Genomic DNA, 22,237 nt, shown 5'->3' with positions numbered 1-22,237 from the left:
CCACCTAGGCCAGGTTCGGGATAACGATGGCCGGCGGATTTTCACTGCCGTCGCGTATGACGATGTCACCACCGACCAAAAGGTAGGTGATCTTGTAGTTAACGACCCAGGGGGTCTCGGTCGGGCAGCGGTATTTAAAGGTTTTGCTATCGCTATTGTCTTGGCTGAACGGGTACTTCTTGGTTTTCCGGCTCAGTTTATCGTCGATATAATCCAACTCGACGATCACCTGATTATAATTTTCCCACGAGAATTTTCTGTCGAGGAAAATGGCGATTTCGTTGAACGTCAACATCGCCGCGGGATCCAGGTTCAGCAAGGTCGAGGCCGACTGTGACGGCAATTGGTAGCTGCTGCGGCCTTCCCAGCCGGATGAAGCTGCGGACTTGAACACAAACTCGCTTTGGATTTGAAACAGCTCATCTTTGTTGCTACTGCGGGAGATGACCTTGGTCCATTTTCCGTCATCGGCGACAAAAGGTTCGTCGGTGTAAATGTTATGGTTGTAGGTGAGGGCGAAGGTTGCGGCTTTGATGCCGTACTCCTCAAAACTGTCCGGCCCCAGCACGGTGAAATTGATTTTCTGAAAGAAGGGATCGTTGACGTTCACTTCAATAAAGTAAGGCGGTTCTTTTTTGGCGTGCAGGATATCGCTGCCGATAAAGTTTTGCGGCACGGCGGACTGGCTAAGGGCCTTCGACGAGGTGTAGTTGAAATTCAGGCTTTTGGTCTCTTCGATTCGCACCAGTTTTATTTCCAGTGACGCGCTGGGGAACAGGCCGCCCTTACCGCCTTCTTCGCCCTCTTTTTTATTGCTGGAAATCAGCGAATCCAAAATCGAGTCGCTCGCCGATTTCGCCTGGGTATTGCTGTCATCGTTGGGCTTGAGCGAGGCGCTGAAGAAACTTTTCAGGATCTCTTCTTTAACGAACTGCAGCGCCCACTCTTTCTCTTTGGCTTCCTCCTCGCTCGGCATGCTCTCGGTGACCTTGATCACCAACTTTTGATCCTGCTGCAGTTTTTTAATCACGCTGTCGAAGCCCAACCAAAAACTGGCGGGCGTTTCCACCGGGATCGGAATGTTGGCGCCGAATTTAAGGTCAAACTCTTTGTAAAGGCTGTCGAACTGGGCCTCTACTTCAACCTTTAATGCCGGCGTGATGCCGGTAAAGCTCAGGTTATAGGCCACGGCGGCCGGCGCTTGCGCCTGATTAAAGGCGGCTTCCAGAATGACCGCCTGTTGCGGCGTCAGTTTGGCGCTGAAGATGGCGCTGTTATTGCCGAACAGGCTGGGACATGGGGCGCTTATCAGCTCGCCGTTGGTGCTTTTCGCATCCAGCACAAAAAAGTTTACCGTTCCCTTGTCATACGGCACCTGGGCCTTGCGGGCATTTTTCGGATCAACGTGCAATTTGCGCAGATAGTCGTTGAAAGCACTGTCCAGCACGGCTTCATCAATCGCCGTATTCACCTCAAAGTTAATGTATCCCCCTTGTTGGTCACTGCCGTCTCCGGTGTATTTGATCAGTGAAAATACGGGCCTTTCGCCTTGCTGCGCGATATGAATGTCACCGGGCAAATACCAGAACTGGTTGTCATCGGCGTCATCGGCGAAGAAAGTAATATTTTTGATGGTTTCTGTTCTTGCTCTGAGTAATAACATGGCGATTCCTTAATTGAGATTGGCGATATCGATATCGTCTTGACGGGTTGCGAATTGAGCGTACGCGGGTTTTCCCTCGCCTTGGCCCGGTTGGTAGGTGAACCAGATGTCCAGGTTGACGATGAGCCGTTCAGGGTCGGGTTGATCGGCGCTGAATCGCTGGGGGGCGGCATCGGATTCGGTAAACTGAAAAACCTGCTGCAGGCTATCGGTAGGTGAATAGGCATAACTGACAGAAACGATCACCATGGCAACCTGTTGCCAGTTCATGCTGGCGGACACCTTGAGCACGCGCTGGCGATACAGGGTTGAAAACAGATAAACATCCTGGCTGGTCGGCTCATTCAGTACGGCGGGAATATGGGGCGAGTTGGTGGCGGTGCTGTATTCCTTGCTGACCTCAAACAGATACAAATCAGGATCCGGCAGCATCACCGGGTAGCTGTCCTGCTGCGCCGTTTGGCTAATCTGGTAACTTTTCGAAATGGAGCTGTTCGGCCGCTGAATATGGCGGCAACGCAGCGTGACCAGTACCGATTGATACCAGCTCCAGTCGAACTGGCTCGCCGCCTTGATCACAAAATCATAGCGGCCATAAACGGATTCGATATCCAGATAAACAGCGTTCAACTCGGTTTGCAGGCTGTCGGAACTGACGGAGGTCACGCCGCCAATCGCCTGATTGAAATAAACGACGAAGCTGTACTCGACCGGCCACAGCATTTTGCTGGTATTGGGGTCCAGGATGCTGGCTACTCTGAACAGTTTCGGATCGGTATCGCCGCGGCGAAAGTTAAACTGCCGGTTGTTGTCGCCATAACGCAGGCGCGCAACCACCAACTGAATATTGTCGTCCAGCTCGGTGGACAGCAGATTGACCCGCACCTCGCGGAAGGCGAAAAAATCATCCTGCAGATCGCTCTTGGTGATCACCCGGTCGGCCTGGTAATCAGTGCCTTTGACCAGTTCGGCAAACAAGGCCTGCGGATAAAGCGAACGCTGTACCACCGTGGTTTCGCTCAGCTTGCCGCTCAAGCGCCGCTGTTCAACGTCTTCAATCGACACCCGTTGCAGGTAAAAACCGGCCTCGGGGTGAGGTTGCTGCGGTGCGCGGGCAAAAACCGGCGTAAAAAACTGGCTGGTCAGGATCTGCGTCAATTCGGCGGCCGCCTGTTCGATATGGCCGTCGGGGTCGGTTTCCCGGACTTTGATCCTGACCACTTTTTCGCTGATGAGCCGCGCCGAGGTTTCTTCGATATTGACGGAAAAAATCAGCAGGTTGAAACCGATCGACTCTTGCAGGAATTGATAGACCTGGTCCCAACGGGCTTCAAGTTCAAAGGTTGCCGGCGGCAGCTGTTGCAGGTAGTCGATTTTATAACTGACGGCGATCGGTGTGGAGGCCGGCGCGTTCATCAGGCTCGCCAGCAGGGCGATATCGTCGCCCGAGGTTAATTTGGCCAAGAGATAACAATACTGTTGGTTACTCAAAGAGGTTTTGCTGGTTTGGCCGGCAATAAAGCCGGGAATGTCCAGCGTGGCGCTACAGGCAATCGCCTGCAACGGCAATAACAGCGCATCGCGCGGGATATCCGGGCTGGCGTCTGCGGCCTTGCGTGCCGCTTCGGGGCTGCTTTCCAACTGCGTTTGCAATGACAGCGTGGCGTAGTAAACCGTGGCCGGCTGGTTGCTGTTTCTAAATATCTGGAGCTGGACGGCGGGCTGGTTATCGTCATTCACGATAATGCCCGGTGCGGCGGCACAGTAGTAATAAATTGGCCTGTCCGGGTCGGCGCGAATGAAACAGATGTTCTGCACGACCAATTGGTTGTCCATAGCGACCTTCCCCTGTGTGACGGTGGAAACAGGGCAAGGCGAGCTTGCCCCGGATTGCCTCAGCCCCTCAAAACGTCACGACCACGATGCTGCTCGTCACGTTTTTGGTGACCTCTTTATGGTCATTGTCGGCGCCAAAATACACAGTGGCGGTGTAGTGGATTTGCGGCTCATTGTCTTTCTCCGGCTGCATCAGGTTGAAGGTCAGGTATTGGGTCATCGATTTGGGATCAAACTCGGTCAAGGGAAAGGATTGGGCCTGCGTGAAATCCCATTTTGGGTAATACACCGTCATATCGAAGGTGATCAGTGAAATATCTTTCTGCGTAGGCTTTAAGATAATGGTGTATTTCTGCTGCTTCGGCAGGGCGTTGGCGATCAGGATTTGGTTGCCGCGAATGCCGTCATAGTCAGGCAACTGCGGGTTGGTTTCCATGCCGCTTGGCACGTAAGTCAGGCTGTCGCCATCCAGGACATAGTAATCGGCGGAGTAATAAATCGGTTGTTCGACTTTAGTGCCGATCGGATAAATAAAGGGTTTGGGGGGCGATGACTCATTGACAATCTGACTGACCAATTTTTTATCGACGTTGTGCGCCGAATCGGAATATAGCGTTTTGACCACCACCTGGCTGAAGATTTTCCATCCCATAGGGTCAAGCAACGTCGCTATATCCGCATAAACGATACCGCACTGCGCAACGTTAATGGTGACAACCAACTCATCCTTGGCCTGGATCTCGCCGGAATGGTAAGGCTTGGCCTGCATGCCGGTAAAACTGACGGTATAGGAGTAAGAAAATGAACGGCCCAACTCGGGGTTGATAAACCATTTGTCGGTTTTTTTCGGTTTGGTGTCACCCGGGGAAAACTGCAGGGTGCTGTGATTGTTTTTGTCGTAGACGGCGGTTACCACGATATTGGCGACGTTATATTTCTCCAGATCGTCGGTGACAAAGAATTCGGGCTGCAGGTATTGGTAGAACGGGTCATTGAGATCGTACTCTTTAAAGTACTGGTCCAGATGTTCTGCGCCGACGATGGACTGGATCGACGGCAGTTGGGCCTGCGGCGCAATGGAAAACGATACCACCGAGTTCTCATCGTAGACCCGGGTAAAGCTTTTGGTTTGGTTAAGGCTGGATTTGAATTTGCCAAATCCATCGGCGTCGTTGAGCAGCTCCAGACTCATGTCCAGCCCGGTTTGGCTGCTGAGGATTTGCTCAACCTGTTTTTGTCCCCAGTCGCGCAGACCGTCTTTCCATTTAATGTACTGCTCCGGCGTCATGCCCATCTCTGCTGCGGTCAGGCCGATTTCGACGTCGATGCTAATGGCGCCTTTTTCGATATATTCGCGCTCAATCTTTTTCTCATCGGCCGACCAGGTGTGGTAGGAGATCTCTTGCGTCACCGACTTGGTTATCTCGCTGTCGTAGCTGACCGTTACCTTTGCCGCCGGCAGGGATGCATCCAGGTTGAAGTCAAAGCGCACCGCGACACTTGAGTTTTTATCGGTGCCTTGCAGCACTTTTTCGAACATGGTGGCGCCTTCGCCGGTGAGCGACAGGCTGAACACGGTGTTGTTGTCCCCCAGGCCGGAGGGCGACAGCGTGGTGGGGATTTGGCGATGGAATTTATCGTTGTTATCCAGAATCAATGAGGCCTGCGCCGACGTAAATCGCGGTTGCAACAGCTTGATTTTAGCCGCATCTTCCGGCATTAACTCGTTGAGGAACTGGTCATTGCCTTTGCCGCTGTCATAGAGCGCCACAAATTTGGCGGCTTGATCGTCGTCCAGACCCGTATTTTTCAGCGCCGTATCCATTGCCGATTTTTTGCTCGGATTTTCCGGATCCGCCACGTAAGCCTGCTCCGCTTTAACATACTGAACAATCAACGTGGATTTCGCTTCCAGCTGCGTTTGAATGTTGCCAAACAACTGGGCGCGGATCTTCTCTTGCATGTCCAATTCAGGATGCGGCAGCATGACGGTAAATTGCGCATAGCCGCCTTGCGTGTCATCGCCGCGATACTTGTAGAACATAAAGCTTGGGGTTTCCGGCTCCCTCGCGACAAATACCGGGATTTCCGGTACCACGTAATAAATATCCTTGTCGACACTGTCGCCGTAACAGGTATAAGCATATTCCTTGATGCCAAGGTATTTGGTCACGGCGATTTTGACCGATTGCTGCAAAGCTGTGGTTAACATAGGGAATTCCTCTTGTGTATATCACTTGTTGTATTGCAGTTTGATGGGGCTGGCGCTGGCCTGCTGCGGGCCAGAGTCGTAGGTTTTGGGGAATAGCGACGAGGTTTTTCCTTGCCAGCGGTAATCGATTCGGCCGTTTAAGCCGGCTGCATGGGCGTTGATCCACCAGTTGGCCTGCCATTGCTGGTTGGAAAACGCAAAGTTGAAGCTCTGACTTTTAACCTGTCCGGCAGGGCGATAAGTGGCATTGCCTGAAAGCGTTTTAAATTCGGCTTTCAGATGTTCTGCTTCAAATATCACGCTGTAAAAACCCAGATCCTGTGGCGTCAATGCGACAGCGTCTTGCCAGCCGAATTGGCGTTCATAGCTGGAGTAGTCGGAAAACGTCACTTTGAGGGTGATGTCACTGACCGCAGATTCGGTTTTTAAGGTCACCGGCGGGAAGCTGGGCCACTGCATTGGCGTTTGCCGGTCCGCCCAACGCAGTTCGATAGACATGATGTTGAAACCGTTAGGGTTGAACCCCAGGCTGACCACGCATTGACGGTGTTCGATGGGCTTGTCCGGCCGGGTGGGTTCCGGCAACGGCGTTGGCGTAAAAGAGATGATGCTGTCGGCGGGCAGTTGGCCGAGCAGGGTGGCGATATCTTGTTGCTGCGCCAGCAAATAGAGCTGCGGTACGCTATTGCTGTCACTGACGTCATAGCTGAGCTTGTTGGGGATTTCATCTACCGAGTGGATGTTGCGTAACGTGTTGCTGACCAGCTGCGCCGCGGTCTTCACCAGTGAGTTTCTCACCAGCTCGCGTGTCTGTTCCGAGGGCGCATTGTCAAACTGCTCCAGCAGGGCAATCACGCCGGCGTCAATCTGCTGGTTGAGCAACAGGGCGATTGCCTCCGGCTGGCGTGCCTGTTCGTTGAAGGCCAGGGTTAAAAACGCGACCCAGTCGGTATCCAGGCTGGCGGCGACGCGGCTGCTGACGCTGAACTGACTGTGCGTGACCAGGTAAACCTGGTTTTTGGCCCCGCGAATGGCGTTGTCCAGCAGGCCGGCTTCGGCGTGGGTCAGCGGCATTTTTGACTGTTCAAACTCGAGGTTATAACTGTCTGACTCCGGCTGATGGGCAAAGCGCAGGAATAAGGATTGGCGAATATCGCCTTGCGACAGGCTGATTTTCCCCGGTGCCGGGATGAAATGTTGGCGGATATAGGATTCGATCGCCGCCGTATCGACCGGCATGTTTGGCGCGATAAAGGTCGCCAGACCGCCGCCGGGGCTGGTCAGCAAATGCAGTGCGCTGACTTTGCCTGCCGGGGTGTCCTGTATCACCTGCGGGGTAAAGCTGCCGTAGGTGTAACACTCCGATGGCAAGGTTTGATCGTGAAACGCCAAGGCTCTGCCGAGCAGGAAAAAATTCTGCAGACCTTGTTGGGGATTCAAAGCGTCAGTCATTATTTTTCACCCTTGATATCAATCGTTTGATCGCCGGTTACATAGGGCGACCATGGGCCAGCAGCGGTTTTGTAGCGGAATCCGGCAGCAAAAATAGAGGTGACATTCCATTGATATTCGAAGCTGTTCTGCGGATGGGTGAAGGTATGTTCCGTAGTGCGGCTGTCGTTTTGCGCCTGAAAGGTCAACACGGCTTTGAGCATTTCGGTGGGCAAATGAACGGTGATCCGCGCCTGCTGTGAACCAAACTGCGGGAAGCTGTAGGCGCCGATGGTGGTGGCCTGAGTAATCGGCAGCGGCAGCGGCACGGCCTCGCTGTCGGACAACGCGTACGCTGTCGCTTCGGCATAGGTATCGTCACCGAGGATCGGGCAACTGAAATAGGGTGCCGCCTCGGTCAACGCCAGATCCTGCAGCCAACCGGCAGAATGATAAATACCGCTAATCCGGCCTTGCCGGGCAAATTCAGGATCAATGCCGATGGTCAGAAAATGGCAGGGCAGCGCGGCATAATCCAGCACCAGAGCGTGCTCTGCACACCGCTGCCGTTCACCGCTCAGGGTCTTCCAGACGCCATCTTGCGGATAGTTGACGCGAATTTGGTAGAAGAAGTCTTCGTTATCCAGCGCACTGTTTTGAAACCTGAAGATCAACCTGCTGTTATCCGGCGTCAGCACTTGCGTTTGGCTCTGCTCAAGCGGGTAAATATCGCCCGCCGGTACGGTGAGCTGGATATCGATAAAGACGTTACTTTTCAACCCTAGCGGGAAGGAGTAAAAAACGTCGATCTCCAGTTCGCCCGCCGGTAGCGGCGGCGCGGTAGTGCGGTGAATGATGGTCTCGGGAGAAACCTTGGCGATTTGTTGCGCGGCGGCGAAAGGATCCAGAATGAAGCAAAGCGGTCGGCGGCTCAGTACCTCAGTTTCCAACGGGAAGATCACCCGCCCACCGTACGCCGGTACCCTCAGACAAATCAGTGCCGCGTTGCTGGTGGCGGGGCCGGCATAGGGCGTGCCCAGCAGGTTATAGAGCCGATCAAGAAACGCCTGACTGAAAAGCAAGGTTTCCTCGGGGGCGTTAATCGGCAGTGCCGGGGTGATTTTCAACGGCAGCAGCGCGATATTCTGGTACAGATATTGGGTCAACAGGCCGTAGTCAAAAGCTACGCGCTCCCCCTCAACGGGGTACGCACCTTTGACCCCGGCGGCCAATTCAAGCATCAGCACCCGGGGATCAAACTCGACGGCATAGGCGAGACGCGGCGATACCCCTTCGACAAAGCCATCCAGCCGGGCATTAAAGCCGAGGGTGTCATCGAGCAGCGTTTTCTCAATCAGTTGGGTGCTGGCCGAATTCAGCAAAATAATAAACTGGATGCACTGTGCCGAATACCAGGTGGCATCATAGCTTTGCCCGCTCAGGGCGCTGTGATACTCGATAGGTACGTCAAACCCCAGACTGCCGGGCAACACCGGCAGCACCCTTACGGCTGTATCCGGGTGTTGCTGTTTGAATTCCGTCAGGCTTTGTACGCCGGCAAATTGCAGCTCGGTAGTGAAGTTTAGCCAACCATAAATGCTGTCGGTGCTGTAACTGCGAACAATATCCAGCGAGAAGGCCAGCGGATTCGCCGCCAGGATGCTGACGGAGTCCGGGTATAAGAAATAGGCGTCATTTTGCTGATAGCCGGCGATAAACCTTTGGTTATCGCAGATGATAATTTGCTGAAAATCCGGGTATCCCTGGTACATGATATTATTTACCCGCCAGGTTGAGATGATTGTGGTAATCCTGATGCCATTCTTGCGGCAGTTTGCTCAAGATATTGACTGGTCGCTGATGATATTCATCCTCACAGACCCTTTGCATCAGGTTATCGCCGACCAAGATGCCATTGGCGTATAGCGTGTTATTGTCGTAAAACGCGGTGTTTGCCGGCGTATCTATCGGTAATTGCAGGTTATAAACCTTAATATCGCCTTCTTTTTGCACCATGCTGATAATTTCGGCTTCACCATCCAGCGTAATAATTCTGCTGGCGTGATTTAGCTCTCGTGCAATGACAACCCCATCTGATGTGATAAATGGGTGCCCAAGGCTGGCGGTGATGTTCTTTATTTTATTGCCGCTATCTCTTACGGTAATTTCAACATAATGTCGCTCATGTCCGGTGGTGATATCATCGACCCTGAGTGCGTTGCCATGTTGCGATCGTATATATTCCCCGGTACTTATGGTACCAATCAGTTTCTCGCTGCCATCCTGCATCAGGATGTTCGTGTTCTCGCCCAGGCAACCGTAAACAATACACATGGGTTTTAATGGGGCAGTATTTAAAAAACGCTGCTCCGGTTCAATGTTTTTTGGCGCATTGGTAATAAATGCGACGATGTTTCTGCCCTCGACGTTTAGATTGACTCTGAATACATAATAAACCCATTCGCCAGACTCAAAATCAACCTGCTTGAATTTCAACCAGTTCAAATCCCAGGACAAGGTATCGTCATTAATTTGAGTGTTGGGGGAGTTGAAAATATTTAAATCGTCGTAAGGTGTCACCGGGTCGCCTCCGGCACGCGTGCGTATCAGATAAATAATGTTTTTGGCATTGACCGGTCGGCCCTCGACAATGTCTATTTTACCGTAATAAGTGATGCTGCCTTTAATGGGAACCCTTACCGTGCCGTCGCCATCGTAAGTATAACGATAGTCGCAATCTGCCGCGTCACGCGTTAAACAAATTTTTATTGCATCCTGATTATAGATGCCTCGCGGTGAATCATTGTAAATACTTTTAGGGTAGCTTTGCGTAGTAATGATTTCCGCACCATAAAAAGTATTTTGGTCAATAGTTTGCGCAAAGGTATAAATGACCGTGACCGGAAAATCGTCGGAAAGCTGGCTTTGCGGATAATCGCCATTCGCGCTAATGGCGCAATCCGCAGCGTAAATATAGGCCTTGTTGGATGTCACCTGGCCAACATTGGTTGCCTCGCCGTCAAATAAACCCAGCGTTTGCGTCACATTGGTGGCGGAAACCGGCAGGGAACCGATGGCATCCGCGCGATAGCTTCTGCCGTCGATGGAGTCCAACCGTACGATGCTGTAAACCGGCTGGGCATCGCCGTTGCCGGCCTCGCTCAGCCGGCCTGCCGTACCTTTACTCTGTTTCGATTGTTGCCAGCGTTGGGTGAATTGCGGCGAAACGCTTGGAGTGATCCCCGCCAGTCTTAACTGGATATCGTAAAAATAGACCAATAAAGAATTGTTGGGTTCAATAATAAATATGCCGGTATTGCTATACCGGTTGATAACCGCTTTAACAATACTCTTTTCATCGGAGGTATAACCTTGCGTGATCATAATGTCAGGCACCCAATAAAATTCCGGCACTCTCGTGCGAAAGTATCGACGTATAAAAATTGGCGATAAATTAACTTGCGAATTTATTTGCAGGTTTCTTTGCAGTAGGCGTAAAGGGCGCTCAGGCTGTTGGAGCCAAGATAGGCTTCGAATTCACCCTCGGTCGGGTCGATATTGGGGTCCGCAGTCAGGCTGAAAAGTTCTTGAGCAAACATATCTTTGGTGGCGGAAGGCTTATTTTGAAAGTAGGTCTTTAATTTCCCTTTGCTGACTTTGCGTATCCAGGCGAATTCACCGCCAAGGGTCACACGACCGGTGAAGATAAAGTCGTTACTGGTATAAACGCTGATATCATTTGGATAAGTCTGATAACGAACAACCTGATTGACTTCGATATTCTCCAAGGTTTCTTCCCAGGTTTCTCTTTTTATCACTTTTAAGGCAAAATCCTTGCCGTCAACCGGCCCGTCTTTTGCATCGGCCGTTCCTCCAAATAACATCGGGCAACCTCTGGCGAAACCGATGGCTTTCAAACCTAGCAGAATGAAATCATTATTCCCGACAGCGTTAGGGTCGCTGTCAAGAATGACATATTTTTTAATGGGCATAGTCAGATCCTCATACGCTTGCGAGTATAAAAATAGAATATATTTGTTGGTTTTGCGCGGTGCTTTACTCACCTTCAACAATAGCAATGGCGACTAAAAAATCAACAGACACATAAAAATAAATGAAGTATTTTTTTGTTGGTATCGAGATAATCAAGTAAATCACGACGTTAAAAAAACAGATGACAAATCTTTTAAATAATCAAAAAAAGAGGATGCGATGGCTCTGTTTTTGTTTCTTTCGTGCGTTAGCCTTATCAAATCAATACATTGAAAAATACCATGGTTTCAAAGAGGAGTGTGGCCTGTCATTAAGGGTAACTGTTAGCACTGTAATCAATGTATTGCTTAGGGATTTACTTATTAATGGCAGTTATGGAAATGAGTGATGACAGAAGAAATATCGATGATAATACATCAACGGTCATATTTATTCGAAGCTAACTATATGCAGCTGCAATGAGCTGTCAGATCTTTTGGATCCGTAAAGCTCACCGAGGTGAACCAGATTTCGATTCAAACAGGCCAAATTCCCCAGCCGTCAGGCCGGGGGAGAATGCTACTTCAGTCTTTTAAGCAGTTCGTCAGCGACGCCGACAGCGGAAGCCGGATTCTGGCCGGTAATCAGCTCACGGTCGGTGACCACGTGCGACGTAAACGGCTGCGTATTGCTGCTGTATACGCCACCGGCCTGTTCCAGCGCCGTCTGCGGGTAGAACTTCATTTCTCCGCCGTTGAGCAAGCCTTTGGCCAATTGTTCTTCAGCGTTGCTGATCACCGTCATGCGGTAACCGGCGTAAATCCAACCTGTGGGTTTTACCGCGTGGCCGGTCGCGGCCAACTGCCGAGTAAACGCCGGTGCGTCTGTCATGGCTGAAAGTAACGCGATAGGGCCGTGGCAAACCAGCGCGGTAGGTTTTCCCTGAGCATGGAAATCCCGCAACGCCTTGCCCAGTTCAGGGCTGGTCAACAGATCCTGCATCGGCGCATGGCCGCCGGGTACGTAGATTGCGTCAAAACTGGCATAGCCCATCTGGGCAACGCGCGACAAGCTGACGACCGGTGATTCGCTGCGGGAGGTCAGTTTCAGCTTGGACAACAACGCGCGGTGAGCCTGCAACGCGGTGACGTCATTATTGAAATACATCTTGTCATCCGAAGAGGCGTCCAGCGTCGGCGCATTGCCTTCCGGGGTGGCGAAGGTGATATGGTGGCCGGCATCCAGCAGCAGCTTGACCGGTTGCATCAGTTCATTCAGATAAAAGCCGGTAGAAAATACTTTGCCGTCTTTGAGGTCCAAATGGTCGGCATCAGACAATACCACCAACACATTGGCGGCTTGCGCCTGCATGGCGGCAAAACCCAGCGTGACAGCGAGAGCGAATTTACGGATCGGGTTCATGGCGGTTCTCCTTGTGAATATGCCGCCACTTTATCCTTGCCTTTATGAGAGATAAATTAGGTGAAAAGGAAAACATTTGTTCTTTTCGGGACAAGATGAATCGACTTTTAGACCCTGTAAATGACCTGCAAATCGTCTTGATGGCGCATTGTTCAGGCTTCTGTCTGATGCCGGCCTTTCGCCTTGCTGCCGCCGTGCGGCCAGCCTCAATGGAGGGAGTTATTATCCGGTTTAAACGCTGTTGGCCGTTTTTTCGAGCGCAAGCTTTACTGCCTTCAATGTCCTTTGCCGAATCCAGCCACTTCCCGCTCTGATCGCCAGCCAGTATCCGGCCATTTTTAACTGTGTCGCTCTGTCAGGGCAGTGGATGAAGGTTTCCGTGCAGAGTGCATATTCATCGGGGGTGAGTTGTTGTACCTGATATCGCAGCAGCAGCTTTGCGCTGCCCGGCCGTAGCGCGGCGCAATAGGCACTGATATCCGGTATGTCTTCAAGGCCAAAATCGGTTCGCCAGAATTGTCCTCTTAAGCCATAGCAAAGTTCGGTTGGTGAGTTTTCCAACAAAGTGAAACTGTGTAGCCCAAACGGAACACTGGCACTTTCAGATTTATGGCGTCGCAATTTTTGCGGCAGTTGCCGTATCGACATTAACGTTTTGATAATGACATCTTGCTGGATATCATAAGCCGCTATTATGGGTAATATTTTTTCGGGGCTAGTAGTACTTATGACGGTGCGATGCCGCTCATAGAATTGAAAGTGCGGCAGATATGGCGGTACATTTTGCCAGCCAGCCAGAGCACTCTTAGTGACAAATCCGAGTACCACCATTTATTACTCCCTTAAGAACCCTGATCCTGCATCGATTGCCACAACGCATTCCATGGCTTTAGCTGTTATTAAAACAGAGATACGCACGGCGGCCGTTGTGAAACAAGGGTAAGGTTGTATCAATTTTTACCTCTGAATTACCACAGGTTTCATAAATATTTTGAGCGGTCCCTTGAAGGGCAGTGCTGGATTCTCTCCCGTCCGTTACGAGATGCACGAGGCAGGCTCGATGCAGGGGCGGCGCGCTGCCCGGCAGTAAACCCGCCCCTTTGTCTGGTGGTTAAACCCCGGCAACAGACTCGCGAACGAAGTCTTCGTAAGTGCGCAGCGGGTGCCCGATAAGGGTCTGAAGCTGTTCCAGGGTTCCTTCTGCGGCTTGCATGCCGAACGCCTGGATACCTGCCATCATCAGACGCATGTCATAAGCCAGCCAGGAGGGACTGTATGAAGTGAGTTGGCCTTCGAAAGCCGCGACGTCATCCCCGCCGTATAGGATCTCCCGACCCAGGGCAGAACTCCATATTTGCGCCACGGACGCACCGGTAAGCGGTTGCGGCCCAATCAACTCCAGCGTTACAGGCTCCAGCGCAGAGGATGCTTTGTCGCGTCGCAGCAACTCAGCCACGGCGACGTCCGCGATATCGCGCGCATCAATCATTGAGACGCCTGCCGAGCCGATTGGCATCGGGTATACCGAGTAGTTCTCAATCGTCTGTTGAACCATGCGGTCGTTTTGCATGAAGTAAGCCGGACGCAAAATGGTTGCGGGAATGCCGTGGCTTTCGATCATGCGTTCAACCGTGTGCTTGCCGGTAAAGTGCGGGACGTTAGTAAACTTGTCGGCATGAATCACCGACAGGTAAACGATGCGCTCGATGCGCGCCTCGCGAGCGAGGTTCAGCGCGATTAGAGCTTGCGTAACCTCGTCGGGCGTAACCGCATTAATCAGAAACAGCGTACGCACCGAGGACAGCGCGGCGCGCATCGAAGCGACATCGGTGAGATCTGCAACAACTTCAGTGACGCCTGCCGGGAAGCTACGCTTACCCGCCTGGCGGACAAGGGCTTTGACCTCGGCGCCGGCGTCGGCCAGGCCCTGAGTGATGAGTGAACCAATAGTGCCCGTGGCACCGGTAACGAGAATGCTCATGTTTGAAACTCCTGCATGGGTATAGGGTTAACGAGAGAAGTCCACAACGACCTTGCCGGTCCGTGAAACAGTACGATTGCGTTCTATTGCTCCGGGAATATCTGCGAAGCCCACTACGCCGCCAATTCTGGACTGAAGGGTGCCGTCGGCGACCTCTTTGGCCAGTTTTTCCAGCAGTTCGGGATCGGGTTTATTCATGAACCAGAGGCCCCGGCGGTTCGCTGGTGTGCGGGCCAGAATGTCCGGCGACGACGTGCCGATCACCACGCCGTCCTGAGCCAGTACCTGCCAGGAGCGGTCCAGCACTTCCCCCCCGACGTAATCGAGCACCAGGTTTATGTCCCGGGCGACGTCCTCGAAACGTTGAGAGTGGTAGTCGATGACACAATCGGCACCGAGGCGGCGCACAAAGTCCAGATCGGCCGTACCCGCAGTCGCGAAGACCTCGGCACCGGCCCGTCTGGCGTATTGCACGGCATAGGCGCCCAGCCCACCGGCCGCGCCATGAATAAGGATCCGTTGCCCCTGATAGAGCGGACCTGCGTGATGCAAGCTGTTCCAGGCTGCGACGGCGGCTACGGGGATGGCGGCAGCACGGACGTCGTCCAGACCCTCGGGTGTCGGGGAGAGGCTTGCTTCATTGATTGCCACGAACTCGGCGTATGCCCCCAGTCCTGCCATTGCGCCCATGACGCGATCGCCGACGCGGAAGCGAGAGGCATCGGGCCCGACAGCGTCGACGATCCCTGCCAGCTCGGCGCCCAGGATGATGGGGAAGGGAAGCGGAAAGGCATTTCGTACCTGGCCTTCACGGACTTTCCAGTCAATGCCGTTTACCCCAGCGGCCTGAACCCGAACCAGAACCTGGCCTTGCCCTGGTGTTGGTTTTTCGATCCCGGCCACTTCTGCGGCATCAACCCCGCCGTAGGTTCGGATCAGGACAGCGCGTTGAATGTTGTTCATTGCAGTTCCTCGTATCAAGTTTTGATAACGAAACAGTATTCCGTTGCAATAAAAAAACAAAGAGCATAAAACGTAGACACATTGTTTCAAAAATGGAACACCATGAACCTGAACGCACTGTCTGATTTTATACTCGTCGCAACGAATGAAGGGCTGGGGAAGGCAAGCCGTGCGAGCGGCGTTTCCAAAGCCACGCTATCGCGACGGATCGCCGATCTTGAGGAGCAACTGGGCGTGAGGCTGATCGAGCGTAGTGCTCGCGGCTTAAAGCTTACCGAAGCCGGCGAGATGCTGATGTCCCGAACCGAAGGTCTGCTGAGTGAGGTGACCGAAGCCATGACGGCGGTCGGTGAGGGGGGAGTGACGCCTCGCGGACGTTTGCGTGTAGCAGCACCCGTTCTGTTTTCCCAGCTTTCGATGGGGCGCATTGGCGCCGAATTTTGTGCGGCCTACCCGGAAATTGAGATTGAGGTCGTGGCGGAAGATCGCATGGTGGATCTCGTCGAGGAACAATTTGACGTTGCCATTCGGATCAACCCAAGCCCCGACAGCAATTTGGTCGGGCGGTGTTTCGCCAAAGACAAACTGGTTGTCGTGGCCGCGCCGGGAATACTCAAGCCGGCACCCGGCGCAATCAGGCGCGTTCCCAGTATCGTAACCTCGAATTTCCAGTTTACCCACTGGAGTCTCGATGGTGGGCAACTGGTCCTGGAGCCGATCCCAAAGCTGCGCTTCTCTTCGTTGCTGATGGTTCGGGATGCGGCTATTGCCGGCGGTGGTGCTGCCCTCATTCCGCAGTCCATCGCATGGAACCAGCTTGCCCGTGGCGATTTGGTTCAGTGGGGCACCGTATCGGGTGCAGAGCGAACACTCTGGGTATTGCATACCTCCAGGCGACTTGCTGCGCCAAAGGTTCGCGCATTCGTCGATTTCCTGTGCGCCAGATACCCGGACATGTCGCTGGTTCTGACGGGGTGAGGTTACAATACCGATGAAGTATCGCGGAAAGTAAAGACAGGTATCGAACGTTTTGACCCTCTGGATAAAAAGGGAATCATGATGAAGAGAGAGGCATTATTCAGTTACGCCCGGGAACATTTTAAATCTGAGCCGGAATATCTCTGGAGCAAGCTGCCGGGTTATGCCGTACTTCGCCATCATGACGGAGCCAAATGGTTCGGTCTCGTGATGAATGTACCGGGTACAAAGCTGGGCCTGAAGACGGAGGATGTGTTAGACGTCCTCGAAGTGAAAGTCAGGCCGGAGTACATCGGTTCGTTGCGTAAAAAAGAGGGCATTTTGCCCGCTTACCATATGAACAAAGAGCACTGGGTCAGCGTGCTTCTTTCCGGGCCGCTCACGCCAAAGGAAATACATGAACTGCTTGCCGACAGCCATGAGTTGACGTCCTGACAACATCATTCGAAAAACGGGATACGCGTGATAGTGCAGACATCGCGATGGCTGAACGACTGTGCCGTAACGGGGCATCAGATGGGCGCGATAGTATGGTCACCGGCGCGGTATAGCCGGGCTTGTCGCGCTGCGATCGCGGATATCTCTCGCTACCACAGCGCATGACCGACATGACTTCTTTCCGGGTGTGGCGGCGTATCAGGATTGCGGAATGACGATATCGGCGCTGATGCGCGCGCCGTCGGCATCAAACACCAGGCATTGCTGTGCCTGGAATCCCGGTTGCAATTTTTGATAGGGCCGGAAATGCGCATCGCCGGGCAGCAGCATTTTGAAGCCGTCATGGCCGTGACATTGGCCGAACAGATAGGTGTTGTTGCCGAGCCGCTCTACCACTTCGCAGTGGAAATCAAGGCGTAGCGGTGAATCGGAGTGGGTTGTCAGGTGCTCGGGGCGGATGCCGAGCGTCACCGGCTCGCCGGCAGCGACCTGCAGGGTGGAGAGGGCGAGCGCCAGGGTTTTGTCCGGGCCTATGGAGACGGTCAGTAGCTCTGGCGTCCAGCTCACCACGGTGGCCGGTAAAAAATTCATCTTCGGCGAGCCGATAAACCCGGCGACGAATTTGTTGATCGGGTTGTAATACAGCGCCATCGGCGCACCCATCTGTTCCACCTTGCCGTAATTCATGACCACGATTTTGTCGGCCAGCGTCATCGCTTCAACCTGATCGTGAGTGACATACACCATGGTGGTTTTCAGCTCCTGGTGCAGTTTGGCGATATGCAGGCGCATATCGACCCGCAGCTCGGCATCCAGGTTGGAAAGCGGTTCATCGAACATGAAGACCTTGGGATTGCGCACGATGGCGCGCCCGATAGCGGTGCGTTGGCGCTGGCCACCGGAAAGCTGTTTGGGTTTTCTGTCCAGCAGGTGGGTAAGCTGCAAGGTTTTTGCCACCATCTCGATTTGATGGCGGATCTCTTCTTTTGGCGTCCCGTTCACCTTTAACCCGTAACCCATGTTTTCGGCGACGGTCATGTGCGGGTAGAGCGCGTAGGACTGAAACACCATGGCGACGCCCCGGTGAGCGGGAGCCACATCGTTAACCCGTTCTTCGCCAATCAGGATATCCCCGTCGCTGATCTCCTCCAGCCCGGCAATCATGCGCAACAGCGTAGATTTACCGCAGCCTGACGGCCCCACGAACACGGCGAATTCACCGCCTTTAATCTCAAGGTTGATATTGTGCAACGTCACCGTTTTACCAAAACGTTTGGTGACATTCCTCAGTCTTATGCTGGACATCTTGTTGATCCTCGGAAGTTATCAATAGGCAAAGCCTGTCAGGGCGTTTTCTGGCTGTTTTTTTCGTCTTTATGTAATACGTATAACAATTATTTTCTCATCGACATAACGGCCAGAAAGTCTTGAAAAGACTATAACTGCGCTGGATTTCAAGCCATATCACCGGTTTTCATTTCTGCAATAACGATCACACAATGGTGATAATTGTATAGAGTTGGCGCGCTTCTCAGCGTAGCGTATAACAAGCCGAGACAATGGCAAGGTTATCGCATTAAACGTTGTAATACTGAACATTGTGACTGGCCTGAAGCATCTAATCCCAAAGTGATAAAACAAAAATGTAATACCTTCACATGAGGTGGGTAATGAAAACCAAAACAATCACTGCTCTGGTACTGGCCACATTGGCGGCCAGTCAATATTCCGGTTTCGCCCTCGCAGCGGCAGGCCAACAGCTTACCGTCTGGGAAGACATCAAAAAGTCCGACGGCATCAAGGGTGCCATCGCCGATTTCGAAAAACAGAACGACGTGAAGGTTAACGTGCTGGAAATGCCGTTCGCGCAGCAGATTGAAAAGCTGCGGCTGGACGGCCCGGCCGGTATCGGCCCCGATGTGCTGGTGATCCCTAACGATCAGGTGGGGGCGGCGGTGGTGCAAGGTTTGTTATCGCCGATAAAGCTGGATCAGGCCGCAGCCGACGCGTTCACCAAGCCGTCCATCGGCGCATTCACCATGAATCAAACGCTGTACGGCGTGCCGAAAGCGGTAGAAACGCTGGTGCTGATTTACAACAAGGATTTGCTGCCGCAGCCGCTGGCTAATCTGGATGCCTATTACGATTTCTCCAAACAGCAGCGTGCGGCGGGCAAATACGGCCTGCTGGCCAAGTTTGACCAGATTTATTACAGCCGCGGCGCGATCGCCGGCATGGGGGGGTATATCTTCGGCAACGACGGTAAAGGCGGGCTGAATCCACTGGATATCGGCCTGAACACCCCCGGTGCGGTTGAAGCCGTAACCTACCTGAAAAAATTCTACGCCGATGGCCTGTTCCCGGCTGGCATCATCGGCGATGGCGGGTTGAACGCTATCGATTCCCTGTTCACCGAGAAGAAAGCCGCAGCGGTGATCAACGGCCCGTGGGCCTTCCAGCCTTATGCCGACGCGGGCATCAACTATGGCGTAGCGCCACTGCCAACCTTGCCGAACGGCAAACCGATGAACTCTTTCCTGGGCGTGAAAGGCTACGTGGTCTCCACCTGGAGCAAGGATAAGGCGTTGGCGCAGAAGTTCATCGAGTTTATCAATCAGCCGGCCTACGTGAAAACGCGCTATCAGGTGACCAAAGAGATCCCTCCGCTGGTGGCGATGATTGAGGATCCGCTCATCAAGAACGACGAAAGGGCCAGTGCGGTAGCCATTCAGGCCAGCCACGCGACCGCCATGCCGGGCATTCCGGAAATGCAGGAAGTCTGGGGGCCGGCCAACGCGGCGCTGGAGCTGAGCATGACCGGCAAACAACCGCCAAAAGCGGCGCTGGACGATGCTGTCAAACAAATCAAAATGCAAATCGAAGCGATGCAGGCCAGCAACCAGTAACCGAGCAACGGGAGGTCTCCTCTCGTTTGAGTTTGATGACAAAGTTGTCTTTGAACCCGAGATACCCGGGTCTAGCGCACCGAGGGGCCATTATGGGACACATCCGTGTGTCCCACCCTACGGGCCGACATGGAGTCGTTCCAATTTGCTCCAGGCAAATTGGTCGGCGGGCAAGCCGCTACGACCCCTACGGCACGCTCTCCCTAATAACGGGCTTTGCCAGCAGTCTGCAACGGGAGGTCTCCTCCCGTTTTCAAGAAGGAGCAGTGTGTGATTGTCACTCCAAGTGAAAAGTTGTCCGCCGACCGGGGCCGATACAGCCATTCCGTGGGGGCGCTGATATTGGCGCTGATCCCCGGGTTTGGTCAGTTCTATCATCGCCAATGGGCGAAAGGGCTGATCTTTCTGGTGCTGCTCAGCAGCTTTGTCGGGGTGACCTGGCAGTTCCTCACCGAAGGGCTGTGGGGGCTGTATACGCTCGGCAGTGAAGTGCCACGCGATAACTCCATTTTCCTGTTGGCGGAGGGGATCCTCAGCGTACTGGTGATTGGCTTTGGCCTGGCGATTTACGGCCTGTCGATACGCGACGCCTGGGTGAACGGCAGAAAGCGCGATGCCGGCATGGCGCTGAACAGCGTGCGCAAGCAATACCAGATGCTGCTGAGCGAAGGCTTTCCTTATCTGATGATCACGCCGGGGTTTATCCTGTTGGTGTTCGTGGTGATCTTCCCCATTTTGTTTGGTTTCTCTATCGCCTTTACCAACTATAACCTGTATCACACGCCGCCGGCCAAGCTGGTTGACTGGGTCGGGTTCAAGAACTTTATCAATATCTTCACGCTGTCGATCTGGCGCTCCACCTTCTTTGACGTGCTGCAATGGACAGTGGTCTGGACGCTGCTGGCCACCACGCTGCAATGCACGGTAGGGGTGATGTTGGCGATCCTGGTCAATCAAAAGGATTTACGCTTCAAACCGCTGATCCGCACCATTTTCATTTTGCCTTGGGCGGTGCCGGGCTTTGTCACCATTTTGGTGTTCGCCGGCATGTTCAACGACTCGTTCGGGGTGATCAACAATGCCATTCTGGCGTTTTTCGGCATCGCGCCGAAAGCCTGGATGACCGATCCGTTCTGGACCAAAACAGCGCTGATCCTGATGCAGACCTGGCTGGGCTTCCCGTTTGTGTTCGCCATGACCACCGGCGTGCTGCAGGCGATCCCGGATGACCTGTACGAAGCCGCGACCATGGACGGGGCGAGCACCTGGACCAAGCTGCGCACCATCACGTTGCCGCTGGTGCTTTACTCGATTGCGCCGATCATCATCACGCAATACACCTTCAATTTTAACAATTTCAATATCATCTACCTGTTCAATAACGGCGGCCCGGCGGTGGCCGGTTCCAACGCCGGAGGGACGGATATTCTGGTGTCCTGGATCTACAAGCTGACGATGTCGTCTTCGCAATACGCCATCGCCGCCACCATCACCATTTTGTTGTCGATTTTCGTGGTGGGCATCGCGCTGTGGCAGTTCCGCGCCACCCATTCGTTCAAGAACGATGACGCGGCCTAAGGGGATAGCAATGTCAAAGAGCATCAAGAAAGAGAAGTGGGTGCGTTTATCGCTGTCCTGGCTGGTGATTATTCTGGTGTCCGCCATCATCATCTACCCGCTGGTGTGGACCCTCGGCGCGTCGCTCAATGCCGGCAACAGCCTGTTGAGCAGTTCGATCATCCCGGAGAACCTGTCGTTTCAGCACTATGCCGACTTGTTCAACGGCAAGGTCAATTACCTGACCTGGTATTGGAACTCGATGAAAATCAGCTTCCTGACCATGGTGCTGACGCTGATCAGCGTCAGTTTTACCGCCTATTCGTTTTCACGCTTTCGTTTCAAGGGGCGGCAGAACGGCCTGATGTTGTTCCTGCTGTTGCAGATGATCCCGCAGTTCTCCGCGCTGATTGCGATTTTTGTGCTGTCGCAGTTGCTGGGGCTGATCAACAGCCATATGGCGCTGGTGTTGATCTACGTGGCGGGGATGATCCCGATGAACACCTATCTGATGAAGGGCTATCTGGATGCGATTCCGAAGGATCTGGACGAGTCCGCCCGAATGGACGGCGCCGGCAACTTCCGGATTTTCATCGAGATCATCATGCCGCTCTCCAAGCCGATTATCGCCGTGGTCGCGCTGTTCTCGTTCACCGGCCCGCTGGGGGATTTCATCCTCTCCAGCACCATTTTGCGTACTCCGGACCAATATACGCTGCCCATCGGCCTGTATAACCTGGTGTCGCAAAAGATGGGCGCCAGCTACACCACTTACGCGGCGGGAGCGGTGTTGATCGCGCTGCCGGTCGCCATCTTATACCTGGCCCTGCAAAAGTACTTTGTTTCCGGCCTGACCTCTGGCAGCACAAAAGGATAAT

Annotated in this window: 17 protein-coding genes; 5 read left to right on the top strand and 12 right to left on the bottom strand. The window is 53.4% G+C overall.

The window, feature by feature from the left end; all coding sequences use genetic code 11:
• Positions 1–4 precede the first annotated feature (4 nt).
• From V2S86_RS07730 to V2S86_RS07680, 11 genes are all read right to left on the bottom strand, one after another.
• A complete protein-coding gene (locus tag V2S86_RS07730; protein ID WP_330761923.1) occupies positions 5–1,663 on the bottom strand; it encodes a hypothetical protein in 1,659 nt (552 codons plus the stop codon).
• A 9-nt stretch (positions 1,664–1,672) separates the two neighbouring features.
• Positions 1,673–3,499, bottom strand: coding sequence for a hypothetical protein (locus V2S86_RS07725; protein WP_330761922.1), 1,827 nt, complete (start codon positions 3,497–3,499; stop codon positions 1,673–1,675).
• Between the two features lie 67 nt (positions 3,500–3,566).
• Positions 3,567–5,711, bottom strand: a complete 2,145-nt coding sequence (locus tag V2S86_RS07720) for a hypothetical protein (protein WP_330761921.1) — start codon at positions 5,709–5,711, stop codon at positions 3,567–3,569.
• 21 nt (positions 5,712–5,732) lie between these two features.
• Complete coding sequence (locus V2S86_RS07715; RefSeq protein WP_330761920.1) at positions 5,733–7,163, bottom strand: hypothetical protein; 1,431 nt, start codon at positions 7,161–7,163, stop codon at positions 5,733–5,735.
• On the bottom strand, positions 7,163–8,914 hold the full coding sequence (locus tag V2S86_RS07710; protein WP_330761919.1) for a hypothetical protein: 1,752 nt from the start codon (positions 8,912–8,914) through the stop codon (positions 7,163–7,165). Before V2S86_RS07710 ends, V2S86_RS07715 begins: the two co-directional genes overlap by 1 nt.
• Before the next feature lie 4 nt (positions 8,915–8,918).
• The gene (locus tag V2S86_RS07705; protein ID WP_330761918.1) at positions 8,919–10,526 is read right to left on the bottom strand and encodes a hypothetical protein; all 1,608 of its coding nucleotides are present in this window, start codon (positions 10,524–10,526) and stop codon (positions 8,919–8,921) included.
• 83 nt (positions 10,527–10,609) lie between these two features.
• On the bottom strand, positions 10,610–11,134 hold the full coding sequence (locus V2S86_RS07700) for a hypothetical protein (protein WP_330761917.1): 525 nt from the start codon (positions 11,132–11,134) through the stop codon (positions 10,610–10,612).
• A 559-nt stretch (positions 11,135–11,693) separates the two neighbouring features.
• Complete coding sequence (locus V2S86_RS07695; RefSeq protein ID WP_330761916.1) at positions 11,694–12,536, bottom strand: type 1 glutamine amidotransferase domain-containing protein; 843 nt, start codon at positions 12,534–12,536, stop codon at positions 11,694–11,696.
• A gap of 231 nt (positions 12,537–12,767) precedes the next feature.
• Positions 12,768–13,364 carry a hypothetical protein gene (locus tag V2S86_RS07690; protein WP_442996136.1) on the bottom strand — a complete coding sequence of 199 codons (597 nt, stop codon included), beginning with the start codon at positions 13,362–13,364 and terminating at the stop codon, positions 12,768–12,770.
• Positions 13,365–13,647: 283 nt separating this feature from the next.
• The gene (locus V2S86_RS07685; protein ID WP_330761914.1) at positions 13,648–14,517 is read right to left on the bottom strand and encodes an NmrA/HSCARG family protein; all 870 of its coding nucleotides are present in this window, start codon (positions 14,515–14,517) and stop codon (positions 13,648–13,650) included.
• A 27-nt stretch (positions 14,518–14,544) separates the two neighbouring features.
• Positions 14,545–15,480, bottom strand: a complete 936-nt coding sequence (locus V2S86_RS07680) for an NADP-dependent oxidoreductase (RefSeq protein ID WP_330761913.1) — start codon at positions 15,478–15,480, stop codon at positions 14,545–14,547.
• Positions 15,481–15,582: 102 nt separating this feature from the next.
• On the opposite strand from V2S86_RS07680, the gene V2S86_RS07675 reads away from it, so the two are divergent.
• Positions 15,583–16,458: a LysR family transcriptional regulator gene (locus V2S86_RS07675; protein ID WP_330761912.1), complete on the top strand. Its 876-nt coding sequence runs from the start codon at positions 15,583–15,585 to the stop codon at positions 16,456–16,458.
• An 81-nt stretch (positions 16,459–16,539) separates the two neighbouring features.
• A complete protein-coding gene (locus tag V2S86_RS07670) occupies positions 16,540–16,893 on the top strand; it encodes an MmcQ/YjbR family DNA-binding protein (RefSeq protein ID WP_330763170.1) in 354 nt (117 codons plus the stop codon).
• A gap of 201 nt (positions 16,894–17,094) precedes the next feature.
• Here V2S86_RS07670 and V2S86_RS07665 read toward each other — a convergent pair whose 3' ends face one another.
• Positions 17,095–18,201, bottom strand: a complete 1,107-nt coding sequence (locus tag V2S86_RS07665) for an ABC transporter ATP-binding protein (protein WP_330761911.1) — start codon at positions 18,199–18,201, stop codon at positions 17,095–17,097.
• Positions 18,202–18,566: 365 nt separating this feature from the next.
• On the opposite strand from V2S86_RS07665, the gene V2S86_RS07660 reads away from it, so the two are divergent.
• From V2S86_RS07660 to V2S86_RS07650, 3 genes are all read left to right on the top strand, one after another.
• Complete coding sequence (locus V2S86_RS07660; RefSeq protein WP_330761910.1) at positions 18,567–19,802, top strand: extracellular solute-binding protein; 1,236 nt, start codon at positions 18,567–18,569, stop codon at positions 19,800–19,802.
• Between the two features lie 270 nt (positions 19,803–20,072).
• Positions 20,073–21,380: a carbohydrate ABC transporter permease gene (locus tag V2S86_RS07655; protein WP_442995104.1), complete on the top strand. Its 1,308-nt coding sequence runs from the start codon at positions 20,073–20,075 to the stop codon at positions 21,378–21,380.
• Between the two features lie 4 nt (positions 21,381–21,384).
• Positions 21,385–22,236: a sugar ABC transporter permease gene (locus V2S86_RS07650; protein ID WP_330763169.1), complete on the top strand. Its 852-nt coding sequence runs from the start codon at positions 21,385–21,387 to the stop codon at positions 22,234–22,236.
• Position 22,237: the final 1 nt, after the last annotated feature.

It is taken from the genome of Serratia sp. C2(1), from assembly GCF_036352655.1.
In the GTDB taxonomy this organism is placed as follows: Bacteria; Pseudomonadota; Gammaproteobacteria; order Enterobacterales; family Enterobacteriaceae; genus Serratia; species Serratia inhibens.
The sequence above is the reverse complement of the archived record's forward strand: the minus strand, read 5'-3'. Positions and strand labels throughout refer to the sequence as shown.